The 19617-nt window shown below is 49.6% G+C and carries 11 protein-coding genes, 2 tRNA genes and 1 pseudogene; 3 read left to right on the top strand and 11 right to left on the bottom strand.

Going from position 1 to position 19617, the window contains the following annotated elements; all coding sequences use genetic code 11:
* The first annotated feature begins 869 nt into the window (after positions 1–869).
* Entirely contained in the window at positions 870–2216 is a 1347-nt protein-coding gene (gene ltrA, locus L4C36_RS15460; RefSeq protein ID WP_428478704.1) for a group II intron reverse transcriptase/maturase, read from the top strand.
* Positions 2217–2302: 86 nt separating this feature from the next.
* Here ltrA and L4C36_RS15465 read toward each other — a convergent pair whose 3' ends face one another.
* The 6 genes and pseudogenes from L4C36_RS15465 to L4C36_RS15490 all read right to left on the bottom strand — a co-directional run bounded on the left by L4C36_RS15465 (position 2303) and on the right by L4C36_RS15490 (position 7051).
* Positions 2303–3652 (bottom strand): SIR2 family NAD-dependent protein deacylase, encoded by a 1350-nt coding sequence (locus tag L4C36_RS15465; RefSeq protein ID WP_428478705.1) that lies wholly within the window; start codon positions 3650–3652, stop codon positions 2303–2305.
* Between the two features lie 793 nt (positions 3653–4445).
* Positions 4446–4522, bottom strand: a tRNA-Asp gene (locus tag L4C36_RS15470).
* 39 nt (positions 4523–4561) lie between these two features.
* Positions 4562–4652, bottom strand: a tRNA-Ser gene (locus tag L4C36_RS15475).
* A 134-nt stretch (positions 4653–4786) separates the two neighbouring features.
* The gene (locus tag L4C36_RS15480; RefSeq protein ID WP_428478706.1) at positions 4787–5482 is read right to left on the bottom strand and encodes a DUF4336 domain-containing protein; all 696 of its coding nucleotides are present in this window, start codon (positions 5480–5482) and stop codon (positions 4787–4789) included.
* A gap of 113 nt (positions 5483–5595) precedes the next feature.
* Positions 5596–6067, bottom strand: a pseudogene (locus L4C36_RS15485) (DM13 domain-containing protein).
* Between the two features lie 93 nt (positions 6068–6160).
* Positions 6161–7051, bottom strand: coding sequence for a LysR family transcriptional regulator (locus tag L4C36_RS15490; protein WP_428478707.1), 891 nt, complete (start codon positions 7049–7051; stop codon positions 6161–6163).
* 140 nt (positions 7052–7191) lie between these two features.
* Here L4C36_RS15490 and L4C36_RS15495 point away from each other — a divergent pair, with 140 nt between their 5' ends.
* Together L4C36_RS15495 and tyrS are read left to right on the top strand one after the other, a co-directional pair.
* Positions 7192–7632, top strand: a complete 441-nt coding sequence (locus L4C36_RS15495; RefSeq protein WP_428478708.1) for a PACE efflux transporter — start codon at positions 7192–7194, stop codon at positions 7630–7632.
* Positions 7633–7691: 59 nt separating this feature from the next.
* Complete coding sequence (tyrS, locus tag L4C36_RS15500; RefSeq protein WP_428478709.1) at positions 7692–8876, top strand: tyrosine--tRNA ligase; 1185 nt, start codon at positions 7692–7694, stop codon at positions 8874–8876.
* 176 nt (positions 8877–9052) lie between these two features.
* Here tyrS and L4C36_RS15505 read toward each other — a convergent pair whose 3' ends face one another.
* The 5 genes from L4C36_RS15505 to L4C36_RS15525 all read right to left on the bottom strand — a co-directional run bounded on the left by L4C36_RS15505 (position 9053) and on the right by L4C36_RS15525 (position 19511).
* Positions 9053–10504 (bottom strand): DUF3943 domain-containing protein, encoded by a 1452-nt coding sequence (locus L4C36_RS15505; RefSeq protein ID WP_428478710.1) that lies wholly within the window; start codon positions 10502–10504, stop codon positions 9053–9055.
* Positions 10505–10726: 222 nt separating this feature from the next.
* Complete coding sequence (locus L4C36_RS15510) at positions 10727–12046, bottom strand: GGDEF domain-containing protein (protein ID WP_428478711.1); 1320 nt, start codon at positions 12044–12046, stop codon at positions 10727–10729.
* A 335-nt stretch (positions 12047–12381) separates the two neighbouring features.
* Complete coding sequence (locus tag L4C36_RS15515) at positions 12382–13269, bottom strand: DnaJ C-terminal domain-containing protein (protein WP_428478712.1); 888 nt, start codon at positions 13267–13269, stop codon at positions 12382–12384.
* Between the two features lie 307 nt (positions 13270–13576).
* Positions 13577–13999 carry an Hsp20 family protein gene (locus tag L4C36_RS15520; RefSeq protein WP_428478713.1) on the bottom strand — a complete coding sequence of 141 codons (423 nt, stop codon included), beginning with the start codon at positions 13997–13999 and terminating at the stop codon, positions 13577–13579.
* Positions 14000–14336: 337 nt separating this feature from the next.
* Positions 14337–19511: a C39 family peptidase gene (locus L4C36_RS15525; RefSeq protein WP_428478714.1), complete on the bottom strand. Its 5175-nt coding sequence runs from the start codon at positions 19509–19511 to the stop codon at positions 14337–14339.
* Positions 19512–19617: the final 106 nt, after the last annotated feature.

Below are 19617 nucleotides of genomic sequence, written 5' to 3' on the forward strand. Positions count from 1 at the left end.
ATGTAGAAACGTATTTGTGAGGGAGTCACACACTTCACCGGGTCATTGCAATAGCCAATGATGATGTATGGTTAAGACCATTTGCGGGAAAACCTGATATGCAGGCGGGCACAAAAGATGCCTTCTAACGAATGAGGAACCGCAACCGCGTAGTGTCATCAGGGTCATGGCAAATAAGCCAATAAACAGACCGAATGTAGAGCGGCAGTCCCAAACCTTATATTACCTGACGCTGTTGTTGACAACCGGGGGAGTCCATGTAGCCGCATTAAGCGGACTAAAATAGTGGGTTAAAATGTGGAGCGAAGCGGAACGTAACCCACTGTTTTAGTTCCGTTTAAATGCCTTGTGTACGCCCAGCATGGGCATGAACTAATGGGGTGAAAGTCCTCTGTAGGAAAATCACCATTTAATCATCAACTTGTTGATATTAAATGTTAACTACTAGCGAATGGCAAGGGCTTTTCCGCGAGGAACGGTCTGAAGGAAGCCGCGAGCAAAACTGCGAGCTGATGAACAAGAACATCATATTAGGCGTAGGTCAGAGGCGAGTTGGCACAAGACGACGAAGCCAAGTGATTTAATGACTACCGTAAATGATGCAGTTGYGCAGTGAAAGTCCATGTCCTTATCTGGGGAGATCTGCTTAACAAGCGATCGTTAACCTAACCAGYTTGGCCGCTGGTTCAACWGGCCTGGCGYGTGAGCATCATCAACTCACGCGAGCGAAACCGATGAACAACGATAGCGCTTTACGAGGTAACTCGTTAAGTGATTAAGCAGAAGTCAGCAGACGGCATAGTAGCCAAACGCCCATCGTAATGGTTGGGACAAGGTGAAGGCCTGAACATTTAGAAGAAGGAGGAGTCTTGTCAAACTTGTCGATACCCACTACGCCGACAGGCGATTACTATCAACAGCGTAATGATAGGCAACCATCCTTCAACAGCGATCTATTCACTCAATTGCTTCAMCCTGAGAATTTACAGCAAGCATGGTGCCAAGTTAAAGCCAACAAAGGTGCRGCAGGTATCGATGGCATGACCATTGACGCCTTCCCGCTTTGGCTTCAACAAGGTGGCTGGCAGCAGTGTAAATCTCAACTAGAGCACGGTGAATATCAACCCTCAGCGGTCAGACGTGTAGAGATTGATAAACCCGATGGAGGTAAACGCAAATTGGGTATCCCTACCGTTATTGACCGAGTGATACAGCAAGCCATTGCTCAAATACTCACGCCCYTATTTGACCCCTTCTTTTCAACTAACAGCTTTGGCTTTAGACCGAATAGAAATGCCAAACAAGCGGTACTGCAAGTACGGGATACCATCAAGCAGAAACGCACATTTGCTGTCGATGTTGACCTGTCTAAATTCTTTGACCGAGTTAATCATGATCTCTTGATGACTCAACTGAAGAAAAAGGTACAGGATAAGCGTCTACTGGCACTTATTGGTAAATACCTACGAGCAGGTGTGATGGTCAACGACCAATTTGAAGCAAGCTCAGAAGGTGTTCCTCAAGGTGGCCCACTCTCGCCATTACTATCAAACATTATGTTGGATAATTTGGATAAAGAGTTGGAAAGCCGAGGGCATAAATTCGCCCGCTACGCGGACGACTTCATCATTTTGGTGAAGTCTCAACGAGCGGGATTCCGTGTGCTAAAGAGCATCACTCACTACCTCGCCACGACGTTAAAACTGGTTGTTAATGAACAGAAAAGCCAAGTGGTTAAGGTTGGTCAAAGCAAGTTCCTCGGTTTCACCTTTTCCCGAGGCAAGATCCAGTGGCAYGCTAAAACGGTATGTATTTTGAAACAAAAGATAAGRCGGCTAACAAACCGAAACTGGGGCGTAAGYATGAGTTATCAACTGTTCAAATTACGGCAATACCTGCAAGGCTGGATTAACTACTTTGGCATCGCTAACGCTTATCAAGCGTGTGTCGATTTAGATCAGTGGATCCGTCGGCGAGTACGCATGTGTTACTGGCGTCAGTGGCGAAAACCACGGACAAAGGTGCAAAATCTACTGAAACGCGGCGTCTGGATCCAAACAGCCGTTGGTTGTGGTATCACAAGCAAAGGGCCGTGGCGAAGCTCGAAAACACCCGGGATACAGCAAGCGCTGAGTAATGATTACCTTAAGAAAGCGGGATTATTTTCACTGAAAGACGGATGGATAGCTGTTCAATATCCTAACCAAAAGATCTAAGTTAGGCGTTCTGAATGAACCGCCCTGTGCGGATCCGCATGCAGGGTGGTGTGGGGGCTGGAGGGTAAATACCTCCGGCTACCCGATTACACGTTTATGCGTTGTATTAATGATTGCAAATTATAGTAGTGATGCTGCTCTGCAATGTTGCCTAATTCAAATACGGCTTCTTTAGATAATTCACCTTTTCTTCTAATAAAAGTACGATTGGCAGAATGCGATTCTCCGATGCCCTTTCCGACATAATACCCCACTCGATCAAGGTTATATGCTATTGTTTCTAACAACGCAGGTGGGATTTGCTCAAGTTCTAAAGTTGTTAGCATATCTAACTGTACAATCAAGTTTTCATTGTAAGCTTCAAATGCACCATTAGGCTCTGCACGCTTCCAAAGTTCGTCAAACACTTCACTTAGAAACGATATGAAACCAGATATAACAGGTGAAGTGAATTTAGCTAACATTTTCAATATACCTAAACGAAACTCTTCATCATCAATAAACTTACCAACCAAAGCTTCACTTGGGTCTTCCAGTTTACTAATGATTTCAACGAGCGATTTTTCATCCTTAGCTTTTTTGGTCAAATAACTCTTGTTTTCTTTGGAGAAATCTTCAAAAAAGTCATCAAGATCACTTACTTCATAGATAAGGATACCATTGCGATCTTTATATGCTCTTGTTGATGGATTTTCCTTTCTTACTACTTGTATAACCTCGTTTGGGTAGTTCTCATTGCTAGATGAAAATACGTTTTTCGACCAATCCAAAGCAGTTAGTACATTTACGTCACCAAGACCATAGCCTAAAAGTAAAACTGTTGACTCCTTGATAGTTAATGCTAACTTGATCTGCCTATATTCATGCGGACGAAACAACGAAACATAATCTTCTTGAGAGATTACTATGCTCTCTGGAGTCGAACGTATCCCATGCAAATGATAAATTGGAACAATACCTTTAGGTGCACACATTGATTCATTGGGACTTAGAGGTAAACATTTACCAGTAAACAAACTTTCGATAACTAAATCATAGTTCGTCGTAATAATCCAATTAGGTAATAGATCATTTAGGTAAGCAGAGTACTTTTCTCGCTTTTCTTTTTCTGGATACCAACTTGTAAGTGCAGATATTTCTTCTTTTAACTTAAATAGAGACTTCGAGTACTCGATGTCCCTTTTTATTGAATGAAGCTCACAGATTTTTGAAGCCACCTCTGGATAGCCAACGCCGTCGATGTCAATTTCATCATATTGAATTGACATTTTTTTTGATGCTTTTTCCAATAACTCTCCCCAAGATAAGGCAATATTTCTTGCTCCACCGTTTAGTACCGCTTTGGAGAACCCAGCACCCACGAACATTCCCAGATTCCCAAAATCACTAGACTCAGAGAGGATTTTTAAAAGTTTTTTCTTTGAAATTTTTTCCACTTAATTACTCAATTTATCAATTAAACTTTAGAAACGTGTAACAACTTTATATATGGAATTGTTCTACGTTACAATTCCATATATAACTATTATCACATTCCAACACTACATCTAACCAATTGATATAAAAGCATTAATTTAAACAACAAAAGAGGAAATGTAGAATCATTCCATATAGTACATTCTACATTTTCCGCATCTGCGTAATATCACAAATTAATGTAAACACCATGAACGTTTATTTTCACTACGATGATGTTGACCCTATCGCACAAATAAAGCGGTGCGTTCCCGTATGCCAGCCACGCTACCGCCTCACGGTGTTCGTGCGTCAGGGTATAGTGACGACTATGCCTTATCGACTATGAACAGAAAAGTCCGACTARGGACTGAAAGGGATGATTGTGAAGTGTGTTTAAAGGCGAAGAAAATCGGATGCAAGATCATCTCACTATCTCGACTGAGCTATGTCGACAAGACTCATTCGACCGCAGGRCGAACYTAAATKCAACGCATACAAAAAAACCTGCCATTTCTGACAGGGTTTCTTATGTTGGCGGAGCTGCGGGASTCGATGGTCCGGCATTCCGGYTCGCGAAAAAGTGCAGCGCACTTTCGGGAGCGTTAGAWGCAAAAAAGCCCCGTCATTTCGACCGGGACGCGCAGTCGAGGCTTCGTTGTGTTGGCGGARCGGCTGGGCTGGCACTCCAGCGGGACTCATTCGACCGCAGGGCGAACTTAAATTCAACGCATACAAAAAAGCCCCAGCATTTCTGCTGAGGCTTCGTTGTGTTGGCGGAGCGGACGGGACTCGAACCCGCGACCCCCGGCGTGACAGGCCGGTATTCTAACCAACTGAACTACCGCTCCAATTCTGTATGAAACCCGGTAAACCCGATTTCTAGAATGTGGCGGAGAGATAGGGATTTGAACCCTAGGTGGGCTATAAACCCACGCCGGTTTTCAAGACCGGTGCTTTAAACCACTCAGCCATCTCTCCTGAGTGCGGCGATAATACGAAACAACGGCGAGCCTGTAAAGCGCTAATTTAAAAAAGATTAATCAACTGCTCAATACAACACCACTTTGCCAAAACTGCCGTCATCTTATGCTGATTTTTACTGGAAAACACCGTTATTGCAGAAAGCGGTGAGTAAGGTCGTTAAATACCGATTTGGCGTCTTCTTCAATGATCTCACCGTGGGTCACCACTATGCGGGTGAAATCCCACGCTTGGATCTTTTCAATAAAACGCCGAAAGCCGGGTTTGTCTTTCAAAGTGAACCCCATTTTAAGTGGCGGAGCAACGCAGCAGCCTTTGAAACCAATCGGTTCAAACACGTATTTGGTCATCATCCCGACCATGCCATCGTACGCATCTTGCTCCGGGTAATGCTGAATAAAATCCGTGACAATAAGCGACTGTGACGGCGCATGATAAAACACGGTTTCATTGAACAAAGGCACTGACGGCATGGTTTCCCACGTCAAATCTTCTGCCCACACATTTTCCATGCCTTGCTGCAAGATGTGGTAGTTGCTCAACGGGACTTTACACGGAATACCGGCACTGACATACACATCGGCTTCAGGATACGCTTCACACCAGTCTTGCAGCCACTTGCTGTGGTTATTACTGGCGGCGACCAAGTACTGCACCTCGCCAAGGGCATCAACCTGCTGTTGCAGCGCCGCAGACAACGCCGTGGGGGAATGCACCCACAACCCACCCGTAGATAAACGTACGACCGTCATACGCAAACCTAACGGTGCGCCTAACATGTTCATGCTGTCTTCATGAACCCAAATGTTGTCATCAATTTGCCGCATCGCATCCTCGCATTACCGTTATCTCCTGCTGTTATACTGCCAGAGCAGGAAAAAATCACACCTGATCAGATCACATTCCCCGCTGTCGCGTTGGCTTTATTGATACTCTGGCTTTAGCGATACTGGGCAGACGTAATGTATTGGCCAAACGACTCACACCACACGATCACGGTGTTATATTGCTCGATATCCATCGCGGGATTCACCGGCAACATGAAACGGTCAAACGATTGAATATTGCCGAGCTGCAACATGGCCGATTTATTGGCATTGAAGTCGGCTTCGGTCTCCACATATACTGGCGATAAATACAGTTTATAGTCAGGCCCTGGGGCCAGTTCACCCACAAAGGTAATGGCCGTGTTGCCCACCGTGACCTGCCCTTCTCCCCAATGCAGGAAATCACTGTCTTGGCGGTCTTTATCAAACGTGGCGGTAAACTGAGCATCTTGGGCGGTGGCACTGATCATGCTCACGGGTGGGGCCATCGGGGGCAATCAAAATAGGCAGGGCATACACCCCCAAGGCGAACCCGGCCGCCAACGCGACCCCGTGGGTAGTAAGTAATCCAAGCGTACGTAACATGGCGATTTCCTTATCTCTCGTTATCCCTAATTATCACTCTTTCTTAACTATATACCTTACGTTCCCTCTCACCGAAAAAGCCGCTGATCGGGATCACAAACGGTGCTGTTCAAACGCATCATTGAGCAATTTCAATACTGCCTGATGCACTGGCCCCCCCGCATGCCGCCGCGATTCAATCACATCAATGGTCGTCACCCACCCTTCGGGTTCGTACTCAACATTCAGCTCCGTTAATCGACCATCAGCAAAATACGGCGCCGCCAGCCTATCAGGTACTATCGCCCAGCCTATCTCTTCGGAGGCTAAATCTAACAATAACTGGTGGGTGTTGGCATACCACACCTGCGTACTGATGGCGTAGCTGAACCACAACTCTTGCCCGGTTGAAGAACGGTGTACGACTTGTCGATAGGTACGTAAGTCGGTGTCCGTGACGGAGGCTTTCTGCGCCAGAGGATGTGACGGGGCCGCTAAGGTGACAAAACGGCTATAACCCAATGAGCGAAACTCGGCTTCTTCCAGCATGGTGCCATCGGCAAACACCACCCCGATGTGTGCATCGCCATCGCTGATCATGGTTTTAATATCAAAGGTCGAAGCAGACACGATTTCAATTTGGGTCATCGGGAACTGTTCGCCTAATACCGCTAATCGGCTCAATAGTTGCGGCTCTATCAGGCTTTCATCCATGGCGATGATCAAGTCGTGCTCTTCGTCGGCATCCAGCGCCATCACTTTTTGATCTAACCGAAGCTGTTGTAACAATACCGATTGCGCCATGGGCAACAAGGCGTTACCCGCTGCCGTCAGTACCGGCCAATTACCTGAGCGATCAAACAAGGTTTGGTTTAGGGCAATTTCCAGATTGGACACCGATTGGCTCACCCCCGACTGCGCTCGTTTCAGTTTGCGGGCCGCAGCCGAAAACGAACCGCATTCACACACGGTCACGAAGACTTTCAGTTGTTCAAAGCTGTACATGATTTATCCTCTCGCCTGCCCATTACCGTCATTATCACCGTAAAAGGTATCACACTTCGTGATGGCTGCTAACTTTTCCTCGTTACTGAAATCCGTATCCTATCCCCTTTGCGTAACACCTAATTATAAGAGTCACAGTCATGTCAGTGTTTGAACGTATTTTCCACGCGGTTTTATTTGAAGCCTTAGCCATTGCCTTTTCCGTTTTAGGGTTGATGTTATTCACCGATCACCCCGTCAGCAGCCTATCAGGAACAATGATAGCTGTGGCAACGGTCGCCATGCTTTGGAACATGGTATTCAACGCCATTTTCGACCGCTTCTTTCCGGGACAACGTGAAACACGTGGTATCGCTGTGCGCGTACTGCAAGTGACTGCCTTTGAAGGCGGCTTGTTATTGATCACTGTGCCTTTGATGGCCTGGTTGCTGTCTGTCAGCCTGCTGGATGCCTTCATGATGGATATCGGTGTCACGTTATTTATCGCGGTTTACGCCTTCGTCTACAACTTTTGTTATGACCACATTCGTGCCGCCATTATTCGCAAACGCCACGCTCATGGCTTGCAAGCCCATTCGTGATTGTCGGCCATCGTGATGACGGTCATGACGGAATTTCACCTTTTTTCGGAAGCATTTTGATGAACCTTGAACAGAGCCTTGCCCAAATCAAACGTGGCGTTGACAGCATTACGCCGGAAGCCGCGTTAATAGAAAAACTGGCGCTTAACCGACCATTACGCGTGAAGTTAGGCGCCGATCCTACCGCACCGGATATTCATTTAGGCCACACGGTGATCTTGAACAAACTCCGTCAGTTTCAAGATCTCGGCCATCGCGTGATGTTCTTGATTGGCGATTTTACCGGTAAGATCGGCGATCCGTCAGGTAAGAACACCACGCGCCCACCGCTGACCACGGAACAAGTGGAAGCTAACGCCCGCACCTACCAAGAGCAGGTGTTTAAGATTTTAGACCCGGCGAAAACAGAGATCGTCTTCAACTCCCATTGGCTATCGAAAATGGGTGCAGAAGGCATGCTGAAACTGGCCGCCAGCCAAACCGTTGCCCGTATGCTGGAACGTGAAGACTTTAAACAGCGTTTCGCCACCGGCCGTGCGATTGGTATTCACGAGTTCATGTACCCGCTACTACAGGGTTACGATTCGGTCGAGCTAGAAGCGGATATTGAGCTGGGCGGTACTGACCAAACCTTTAACCTGCTGATGGGGCGTGAGCTGCAAAAGCAACACGGCCAAACCCCACAGGTGGTGATCACCATGCCATTGCTTGTCGGCTTGGATGGCGTGAAGAAGATGTCTAAATCGGCGCACAACTACATCGGCGTGACGGAGCCTGCTAACGAGATGTACGGCAAGCTATTGTCGATCTCTGATGATTTGATGTGGAACTACTTTGAGCTACTGTCGTTCCGTCCTATGGCTGAAATTGCGCAATTCAAAGCCGAAATGGCCGCAGGCCGCAACCCGAAAGAAGTGAAGGTGTTGCTGGCGAAAGAAATTGTGGCCCGTTTCCACGATGACGCTGCCGCTGATGCAGCAGAAGCGCATTTCGATAATCGCTTCAAGCATCAAGCACTACCGGATGATCTCGACGAGCAAGTGCTGGCGCACGGCGTGGCAATCGCCAATATGCTGAAAGATGCCGGATTGGTGACGTCGACGTCTGAAGCACTGCGCATGATCAAACAAGGGGCGGTGAAGTGTGACGGGGAGAAAGTGACTGACAGTCAGCACATTCCTGCGATGGGTACTGCCATTTACCAAGTCGGTAAACGCCGTATTGCGAAAATCACCTTAGCGTAATCCTCTTTGCATCATCACTTTACGCCATGAACCTATCACGCGCGCTGTCAGACTGCCTGACAGCGCGCTGTTTTGTTTCGAGGTGCGGGAACCTAGAAACTCAGTTCTCGATACTCGCAATTCTCAACTCGAAACCCGGTACTCGGCTCTCGCCACCCGGCACTCGAAACAGTCCTTTACCGCTCTCCTCGGCCAAATCGGTACACCAACTGGCCAGAAAACAAATCATCATGAGTATCCCGCGCGGTGCTGTAGTAATGCACCCAATCCATCGTGAACGCCCAGTTCGTATTAAACTGGTAGTGCATCCCCAGCCCCGCATTTAATTGGAAGGTGGTGGTGTCACGGTCTAAATCCAACAAGGTTTCCCCGATCCCGCCCGTGATATACGGCCGTAACGGCTGCTCAGCCAACCAGTAATATTGGGCATCAACGCTGTAGTTTTCATACGTGACCCGCTCACCGGTTTCTTTGCTGTCGCTGTCGATACGGGAATAACTCAGTCGCGCGGAAAAAGACGGCGTAAAGTACAGCCCTAAACTGGCGGTCGGCGCCCAGCGGTTTTCAATACCCCATGCCTTGTCGAGATTCAGGTAACGGGTCCCTAACGACATTCCGACGATACCAAAATCCACCGGATCATCGGTCATACTCATCGGACGGGTATAGGTATAACGACGCTGCATAGCAGGCGTGGTGTCGCCTTCGCCAAACTGATAGCGCAATTGCAGGTTCACTTGGGTGTCCGTGTTACCGTTCGCCAGCGTCACCTCTTGCATCCCCAGATAGCCGGTACCGGCTTTGATTACGTCACGGCCAAACAAGTGGTTCACGCCGCGCCCAAGGCTGTCCACTGGGTCGAGTAAGAACAAGGCGGTGTCTCCCACCCAGTCGGAACCCCATACTTGCCCGCCACGCTGAATGATTTCACGCTCTTTATTGAACGCCCACTCCCCGTACACCCAACCCAACACGGGCGTGACGACCAAATCTTGCACCGCAGGCACTTCAGCAAACGCTTCCACCCCGTATTCCCAATAAAAGGTCGACATCAGAAACGAGTACACAAACGCATCCCACTGACGATAACCCGATTTTCGGGCGATTTGGTAATACACCCCGCCAAAATAGGGATGACCGATGTAGTTGATGTACCACACATCACGATCCCACACCGGGCCTTGGCGTACGTTGTCCCACCATTTTTCAAACAGGCGGTCATCACTGGTATCCCAGTTGGAGATGTCTTCCGGCAGTAAGGCAATGAAACCCGCCACCCCCACGCCGTACCAAAAAATGGATTTAGTTTGCGACCACAATCGCGCCTGATCCTCCCCGTTTTCAGCCGAAAACAATGCCACGTTATACGGCGAGTCATAGACGGTATCGGGGTATTCAGTCTCTTCCCAAGTCGAATTGGACCAATGTTCTGACAATGAGCCCGAAAGCGAAGATGGTGAAGAGAGGGGGGGAGCTAAAAATACGGAAGATGTGGATGAGGACGGCTGTGCCTCTTGCGCTATCACCCCGCATGCGGTGAACAGCATCAAACTCAATGACGTGGCACGAACGAATGTGCATCGCTGTGTCCGTGAAACTATCGTGTTCTTACGGTATTCGTTTGCCATTGCATCCCTTCTTCTTTTGCTCAACGTTCACAGCCTGTGAATCAGCGCCCCGTACCAGTAACTCACTGTATTACCTTGTGAGTATAGCTACTTTCTTCGCCTTACGTGCCGGGTGATGATACGAAAAATCGATGCAGGGGAAAAGCGATACGGGAAAGGGTGTCTCTCTGCGGTATGAACGGGGAAAAGAAAGCCTCTTATATAAAGAGGCTTTTGGTCTGGTTATGCTTGTGCAACGGTCACCGCATTGCGCCCCTTTCGTTTCGAGACATACAAGGCGGCATCCGCCGTTTTATAGGCTTGTGAGAATGGCGTATCACGCGCATACACCCCACCGACAGAGATCGTGACGGCCATGTCAGCAATGGGTTGATCGGCAATAGCGGCACGGATCATCTCACCTTTATCGGCTAACTTACCCGGCCCCATATTGTTGAACACCAAAATAAACTCATCGCCGCCCCAACGGATCGCAACATCATCCTGACGGATCAAGCCCAATATACGCTGGGTACACTGGGTGATAATGTCATCCCCTTTTTTGTGCCCATAGGTATCATTGATGGATTTGAAATGGTCAATATCAATAATCAACAGCGAAAAGTCACTTTGCTTTTTCAAACGCGGCTCATAGTAATCGCGGCGATAAAAGTTTGTCATTTTATCTTTTTGCAATGAACGGCTATTGCGCACAAAGAACTGCAAGCCAACGCAATACAAAAACGCTATCAACAAGGCGGGGAACCAGGTTTTTTTCACAATATCGACATACGCAACACCCACCTCAATGGTGCCCATATCGGAACACGGCAACTGCAACTTGCGGGTATAAAGGTTATCTGCCGCACCGTGATTGATCACCGTATATTGATCATGATTGTATTGTTCAATGATGGTATTGATGAAGGTGTCTTTAATGTCGACCACCACCAGCGCATCCAACTTTTTCTGATTGTGGATCGGGTAGAAAATAGAGCGAATACGCGCACCGGTACCTTCTTCATCGTACGGCTCACTCATGTGGATATTACAGCCGTAAAACTGGCGGTAAGTCTCATTAAGCCCTTCTCGCTGTACGATGCGCTGCATCACGTCTTCTTTTCGGTAACGCTTAAAGGCGGCTTGATAGGCCGGACGCAGTGGGTCAAAGTAGCCATAGGCACTCTGATTATCAAACACCGCAATGGTCCAGATATTATCCGCGGCGCTGGTTTCCAATTGCGCCCGCAGTTTAATGATCCCGTTCGACAGGCACTTCACATCGGTGCCATTCTTTGACTTGATCAACAAGCCCACATCATTGTGGCTATATTCACCAGTTTCCAATACCACACTGTCGGCATTATCGTAATACGAACCAAAGCGACGTACCGAGGAATAAAGGGTATTGAATTGGCTTTCTACCGTCGCCAGCAGGCGCTGCGTATGCAGGATGTTATAGCTCCAATAGCACACGGACAGGAGAATAAAGGTCAGCACCCCTGCCTGCAGAAACAGTGAAATATGCGTCAGTTTAATATTTCGGGTAAAAGGGAACGTCATGCGTGTATGAACACCAACAAAGGACAAAAATAATGGTATGACCAGTTTTGTCAGTCTGGGAGGCTTAGTGTAAGGATTTCTCTGCGACGAGCAACAAGAAGATGCCTTTAAGCGATAAACAATCATCACGATGCGCATCAACAGATCGCACAAAGCACATCGTTACTGTGATATTGCAATGGGGATAATTTACATTGTAAATGGTGGCGATTCCCCAAAACAAGGGATCACACGGTGCACATTAACGAAAAGCGCTGTGCGTGACCCATAAAGTAAAAGCAATGGACAGCCATTGCTTTTACTTAATAATCAAAACCTTAAATTTTGCTGGCCACTTATAGCGCAGCAAACTCTTTCAGTAAGGCTTTTTGTTGATCGCTCAGGTTACGCGGGGTTTCAATGTTCACCTGAATCAATAAGTCACCGGCTTGACCATTGCGGTCCGTCACGCCCTGACCTTTCATGCGGAACTTACCGCCAGTCTGGGTTTCTGCAGGCACTTTCAAGTTCACACGTTTCCCGTCGATGGTTACCACTTCCACCTGACCGCCTAACGCAGCGGTCACGAAATCGGTTTTCACCGCGCACAGCAAGTTATTCCCTTCACGGGTAAAACGCAGATGCGGACGGATGTTCACTTGAATCAGCACATCACCGGGTTGGCCGCCTTGCACACCCGGTTCGCCTTTACCCGCCAAGCGGATTTTGCCGCCATTTTCGATACCGGCAGGCACTTTGATGTTCAGCTTCTTGGTGGTTTGTACGCTCCCTTCATAAATCGGCAATTCGACCACTTTTGAGCAGCCTTGCACGATCTCTTCCAGATCAACATCCATATTGAAGAGCACATCTTGACCACGGCGTGGACGCTGACCAAAGCCATTAAATTGCGAACCACCGCGCGCACGGCCAAACATATCGCCGAAGGCACCGCCAAAAATGTCGTCAAAGTCGTTGTATCCACCGTACTGCTGACGACCACCGCCCATATCAGGGCGTTCAAAGGCGCGGTGACCAAACTGATCGTAAGCCGCTTTCTTTTCTTTATCGTTAAGAATTTCGTACGCCGCTTTCACTTCTTTAAATTGATCGGCGGCGGACGGGTTATCCGGATTTTTATCCGGATGGTACTTCATCGCTAGGCGCTTATACGCTTTCTTGATCTCTTTTTCAGACGCGTTTTTAGCGAGACCTAGAATTTCATAATAATCGCGTTGTGACATAACAAACACCTCTGAAAAAAAGGGCGCAAGAGTAATACTCTGACGCCCTATGTTTCATGAAATCACAGCCTGTGACGGGCTTTTCAACCGCGGACACACTGCCCCTTCATGACCTTATCTTTGGCATCACTCCCATGGCAGGATAAGGGATGCACTATCACCGTTGTTCAGGCGGTGTAATTGTGACCTGTTTTTCGGCATTCGTCATCACTTTATACGGCGTTGAGGCCATCACGAGGTGATCAACGCTGAAAGCACACCTTTACACACGCCATGGGACACGATGCGTATCGCCTTCGCGGTGGGATCAGGCGTGGGTGCCAATCGTAATTTTACGGGGTTGCATCGCTTCTGGCTCTTCACGTTCTAATTCAATGTGGAGCAGGCCATTTTCAAGGCTCGCGCTCAACACTTTAACGTGATCGGCCAATTGGAATTTGCGTTCAAAGTTACGCTCAGCAATGCCTTGGTAAATAAAGTTTTTCTCTGCTTCCGCTTGACGGACACCGCTGATCACCAGCATGTTTTCTTTTTGCGTGATCTCAAGCTGCGACTCAGCAAAACCGGCCACGGCCATGGTAATGCAGTAATGATGCTCGTCTTTTTGCTCGATGTTGTACGGTGGGTAGCCGCCAGATTGGGGTTTCTTCGCACTCGCTTCCACCATGTCAAACAAACGGTCAAAACCAATGGCGTTGCGGTATAGGGGGGCAAAATCGTTGTTACGCATAAATCTATCCTCAATAAGAAGCAATAGCTCAGTCATGACAGCAAAACAGTTTACGACACCGTAAATTTGCGATTGCATTACGATACTGTCTTAGCAATACATCACTAAGTGATGAAACGACATTCCACAGGCATTCAGCGCGGGGACATGCGATTCATGAGTGATTTCTATCCATGCCAAACCCTGATAAGGCGAAAGGCAATGGGTTAGCGAACTCCATTAGGCAGTTCGTGTAAATAATATATGCTTCCGAAATAAAACGGTCAATACGTTATAATAAAAAAATCAATAAAACTCACAATGTCATTATTAATCATATAATTACACGAACACATCATTAACGTAAACGCGCGCGCAAACGTCGTTTGAGTCGGCTTTTTTTCCACCAACTCCCGGTACTGTTCGCCAACAAATAACGGATATAAACCTCACAGAGATCCATCACCCCGAAGGTATCCAGCCGGAAGGTGCTCGGCATCGCCGTGAGCGACTCAATGCTCGTTGACACCCCCGCATCACGATCCGCATCAAAGCCAACCGCGCATTGCAGGATGGCCAACATACTTTTTTCACTCGACGTCAGCCCCTGCTCGGTAACTTGGCTCAAGACGTGTGGGTCGATACGCTGGCCCAAACGCAATTGCACATAGCAATACCACACCAATCCGTTGTTATAACTGCTATCTTTCGGGCGGGATAAAAACTGCGGCATCACTTTCTCTAACAGCGCGTAATCTTTGGTGTTTGAACACACATACGCACAATGGTAAAGCGCACACCCCGGCACTGCCGGGTTGTCGACTACGCCCATTTTTTCGTAATGTGCTTTGGCTTCATAATAATGTTCCGCCTGTAACAGCACTAAGCCTTTCTGGCTCGCCAGAGCCATATCGGGGTAAATACGTGCATCAAACCGCTCCCAAAAACCCGCGGCGGGCAATGATCTCTTCTGACTGAGCGCCTCTAAATACGCATAACAAAATGCACGCCAGATAGCCGGTTCAACGTTTCTATCCAACAGTGCCAATAAACTCGGCAAGCCATGTTGTTTTTCGCACCACTGTGCATACACATCAGCCGCCGCGGACGTGAACGGGGTATCGTGCTGCGACATCGCGTGATCCAACACCTGCCACAGCGCCGAAAACAGTGACGGCTGTTGCTGTTTCTCCGCCCAAGCCAACGGATAATTATACAGCCACGCGGCGTCTTCCCCTGCCGCGACAATGTGTTGATACATATCAATGGCGGCTTGCTGGTGCCCCTGCGCGGCATAGATCTCGTACCGCCGTGCGTCGATCCACGGCTTGGCAAAATGCGCATCCATGGCATTGGCCACATGCCGGGCCGTCACGTATTGTTTTTCTTCAAGCAGGCGATCCAAATAGGAGAACGCGATATTTTTGTACTGTGGACCAATCGCATAGGCACGTTCAAATAACCCCAATATGCGCCTTTGCTGCTGTGCATCACCGTATTGTTCATACACACAGCCCACTTCATACAAGGCCTCCAGATCATTGCCGGCAATCACCTCCAGTGCCTCTGCGCACGTGAGCGCTTCCGCGGTATGCTCACCGCGCACGGCACACTGCATCCGCAGTAACCAACCGGCTTCATAGCGTGGATGTCGGGTAACCATGCCCGTTAATATCACCAATGCTTGCGTATAGTCGCCGCGTTCAAACAACAACATCGGTTCTTTGATCGCCAACGACAGCGGTGCACGACCGTCCCATTTGTCGCCATTGATCAGGGCGTACACCTCGTCATCACGGCCCATCGCCATGTAGGCTTCCACCAAATCACGGTTTGCCTCAAGGTGGGTCGGTGCCAACACCACAGCCCGCTGTAAATGATCAATACGTTCCGCCAACGCCTTGCTGAGCTGCGCGGCGATCAGCCAGGTGTCGACATGGTTAGGATGGGCCTGTTGTCGCGTCGCTAACAACGTGCGCCATGTTTGGCCGTCATCCAATTGCTCGCTGAGCGTGTACAGCTTGTTCCACGCCCATGGGTAGTAAAAGCGGTGGCTTATCGCGTCCACAAAGGTCGCTAGGCTCTTGGCCTGTTGGTGATCGTTGAGGTAACTGTCGGCAAGGTGGCCTAACAACACGCCGTCGTCATCATTAAATTGTCGGCAACGTTCAAGCACCACCAGCCCTTTTTTCGGCTCAGCAATGCGCTCTAAGTGCTGGTTGTATTCCATGGCTAAAAAAGGCCAGCCCGGAGCCAGTGTGATGGCATACTCAAACACCGGCGTGGCATCTTCATAACGCCCTAGACACGACAACATACGGGCTTTTTCACCGAAGATACGCGCGGTTAACGGCGAGCGCTTCGCCGCATGATCTAAATCATCAATCGCGTGTTCTATGTCGCCGATCTGCTCCCGCTGATAGGCACTGACCACCCATACACACCAGTTTTGCCCGTGGCGGCTGATCATTGCATCACAGAACGCCCGCAGTTCATCCGTATCCAGCCAGTGACCGGCCACCTGCCAGAAATGCCATACGCCATCATCGGCATTGGGAATGCGTTTTAGCACCTCGGCAAACTCGCGGATCACCGTCACTTTCTCGTCCGGCGCGGTATGCGTGCGCATCAATGCTTCAAAGGCCGCGTCACTGTTCGGCGAAAAAGCAATCGCGGCTTTGGCATGGGCTTTGGCTTGCGTCCACTGGCCCCGCTTCAGGCAAATCTCCGCCTGTAACAGCACGTTGTCTGCGTTACGGCTGTCTTTGTCTAATAAGGTTTGACTGATGCGTTCTGCGCTATCGATGTCATCGGCGGCAAGCCTAAAATACGCCAACCGACGCGCGCTGTGGTATTCCAACGGATACCGTTCGGTAATCGTTTCCAACGTTTGGATCTGGGTTTTGTCATCGCGGGAGTGCTGAGCCAGCAAGTTCAATGTTCGTAAACTCTCGCCTTTATTTGCCCGCTGCGTGGCCAAATAGGCGTGAACCTTGTCTGTCAGACCCGCACGGTGATAGCTTTCCAACAAGCAATCCACTGTGTGGTCATTACCGGGCTGTAATGCTAACAAGGCTTCGTAACGTTCAATGGCGACCGTATTGTCGCCTTGCGCAAAGGCTTGTTTGGCCGATATTGCCAGCCGGTCAGCCGCAGACAACGGCGCGGCATACTGGTCATAAGCGGTCTCAAATTGTGCCCACTGACCAAATCGTCCCAACTCCCCCAAGTAATAAGCAATCAATGCGGCGTCACTGGGCTGTATTTCACACGCCCGTGCCAATACTGCCAGCCCGACATGCTCTTCGTTATTCAGGCAATAGGCGCGATACAAGGAATACGCCATGCTGGCGGACACCAGAATAGAGGCCTCAAAGAGTTCCTGTAAGGTGGCCAACGCTTCATCAACCCGCCCTTGATCCAAATACGTGACGTAATAGCTGCGCAGATAAGCCTCTTGCGAGGGCTCCAAACATAATGCCCAACGGTACAAACGCGAGGCGGTGTCTTTATCCCCATCGCGCCACGCATCATGGCCTTTGAGCCAGAAATACTCGGCACTCGTCCATATCCGTGCCCGCTTGGCGAGGGCGTCAATGGCGTCACCGCTTTCATTGCCCGCACTGCCGTCATCATCACCGCTCAGCGTCTCTGCAGCAGCACGATCTTCCAGCAGCAGGGTAAACACCTCCACGTTTCTTACTCGCTTAAACTGATCCGATAGCCACTGATAAGCCTCTCGGTGGCCAAGACGCGTTCGCAAGCAATGATATTTCGATATGACTAAATAGGTGGTGTCGGGGTATTGCGCCAATAATTGATCCGTCACCCGCTCAATCTCGGCATCATCACGTTGCAGACCCGCCAGTTTGCGCTGTGCTAACAGGGTTAAGCGGTGTGTGGGATCTAATACGACTAACTGCTGCACAAGGGCGTGAGCACGGGAGACATCTTGTGCCTCTACGGCGGCATCCAGTTCATGGCGAAGGGGATACAAGGCTTGGGCGGGTAACGCTAATCCACCCAATAAATGCGGCTGCGTCACCGGAACAATCGCGCGGCAATGGGGGCCATTGACCGCTTCTAACTGGCACGTTGCTTCGGTGAGGATCTTGCTTTCCATGCTCACCGACGGATCCATCAGATACAAGTAACCGGCTTCGCGGTCGATACCTTTTACGACCTGCAAGTGTGATGACATCCCTTGGGTCGTCACCAAGGTAAACGGCACCCCACGTGCCAACAGGGTTTCGGCGGCCTCCTGGGTTAAGTCAAAATCGAGATAGCGCCAGCCGTTGTCGATCAACCATTCACGCTGCAAGGTATCTGATGTACCTTCAAAGCAGATCTGCTCCGCGATGGCATCTTCATCAGCCAGCTGCCCCCAAAAACGCACAACCGCGGCCAGCGAAGAAGGCGCACACGTCATGTGCTTTTGTGTGACATGGGGAACATTGAGTTTGAGCACCGGTGATAGGGTTTCAAGCCCGCTTAATCGCTGTCGCACGCTAGCTGAAAAACCATCCCGCAACGGACGTAATGCCGCCTGCGCGGCCGGTAAATGACGCATTTCGAGATAAAGTTGACTACGTAACCCGTCGGCATACGCATCGCCTTTGTCTTTCCCCATCACCTGTAAAGCGTCCACCTCACCCAAACACGCCAATGCGTCATCGTATTGCTGCAGCTGAAAGTGGGTGTTGGCCGCCTCTTGCCATAATGCAACACTCTGATAGCACGACAGATGGGGCAACAAGGCCGATAAAGCCGCTTGAGGCCCCTCTTGGGCTTGCAGTAACCGCACAATCATTTCCAGCGTGAAGGGACACTGTGTATCGAAAAAATGGGCTTGTGCGCGTGTCAGGGCTGCTTCCCAGCGCCCTTCCTCTTCCAATGCACGAATGCGAATTTTTTCCGCCCAGTCTTCGGTGGCGGGCTGTTGTCTGGCGGTATCAAGCAACGCATGGGCTTGGGCAAAATCACGCACGCGGCACAGAATGATCGCTTTGGCCACTTTCCAGTCTGCGGTGTGTGCCGCATGCCCACAGGTTGCCTCTAACGCGTGCTGTGCCATGTCGTAACAGGCAATGGCCCCTTTACGGGACAGCACATACATGAAATACCGCAGCTTGACGTGATGGTGCCTGTCGAGGTCGCCCTCTTCCGTTTGCGGCGCCTCGTTTCGGCTCTCTTCCCCCCGAGTTTCTCCTCCCACTTCCTCCCTTGGCGTCCCTGTTCGTGTAAACCAACGGCGATAACGTTTCAATTCTAAATACGTGGCAGCACGGTGACGCCCCAACCCGCGCAACAAACGGATTAACCGCGCGATGTGCGCATCATCTTGCCAATGGGCATGGGGGCCCCATGCGGCGACCGCACACTGATAGGCCGAAAGGTAGTGACCTTGCTCGATCAGGGCATCAATGTGTTCCATCGGACAAGGTTGTTGGGGGATGCGGTCAGCGTGAGAAGAGAGAGAATCGCGCGGTGCCTCGGCAGTCTTTGCCGGATTAAGCGTACTCACTGACGTCATGAAAAATCCTTTTACTCGACGGGGGTGACAGAACGGTAAGGGGCTCAGTATTGCACTCGGCGGATCCCTTGAATACAGGAAGAGAACGAAGTTGAGAGACAAAACA

The sequence above is a fragment of the Photobacterium japonica genome (assembly GCF_050337005.1).
GTDB classification, from domain to species: domain Bacteria; phylum Pseudomonadota; class Gammaproteobacteria; order Enterobacterales; family Vibrionaceae; genus Photobacterium; species Photobacterium japonica.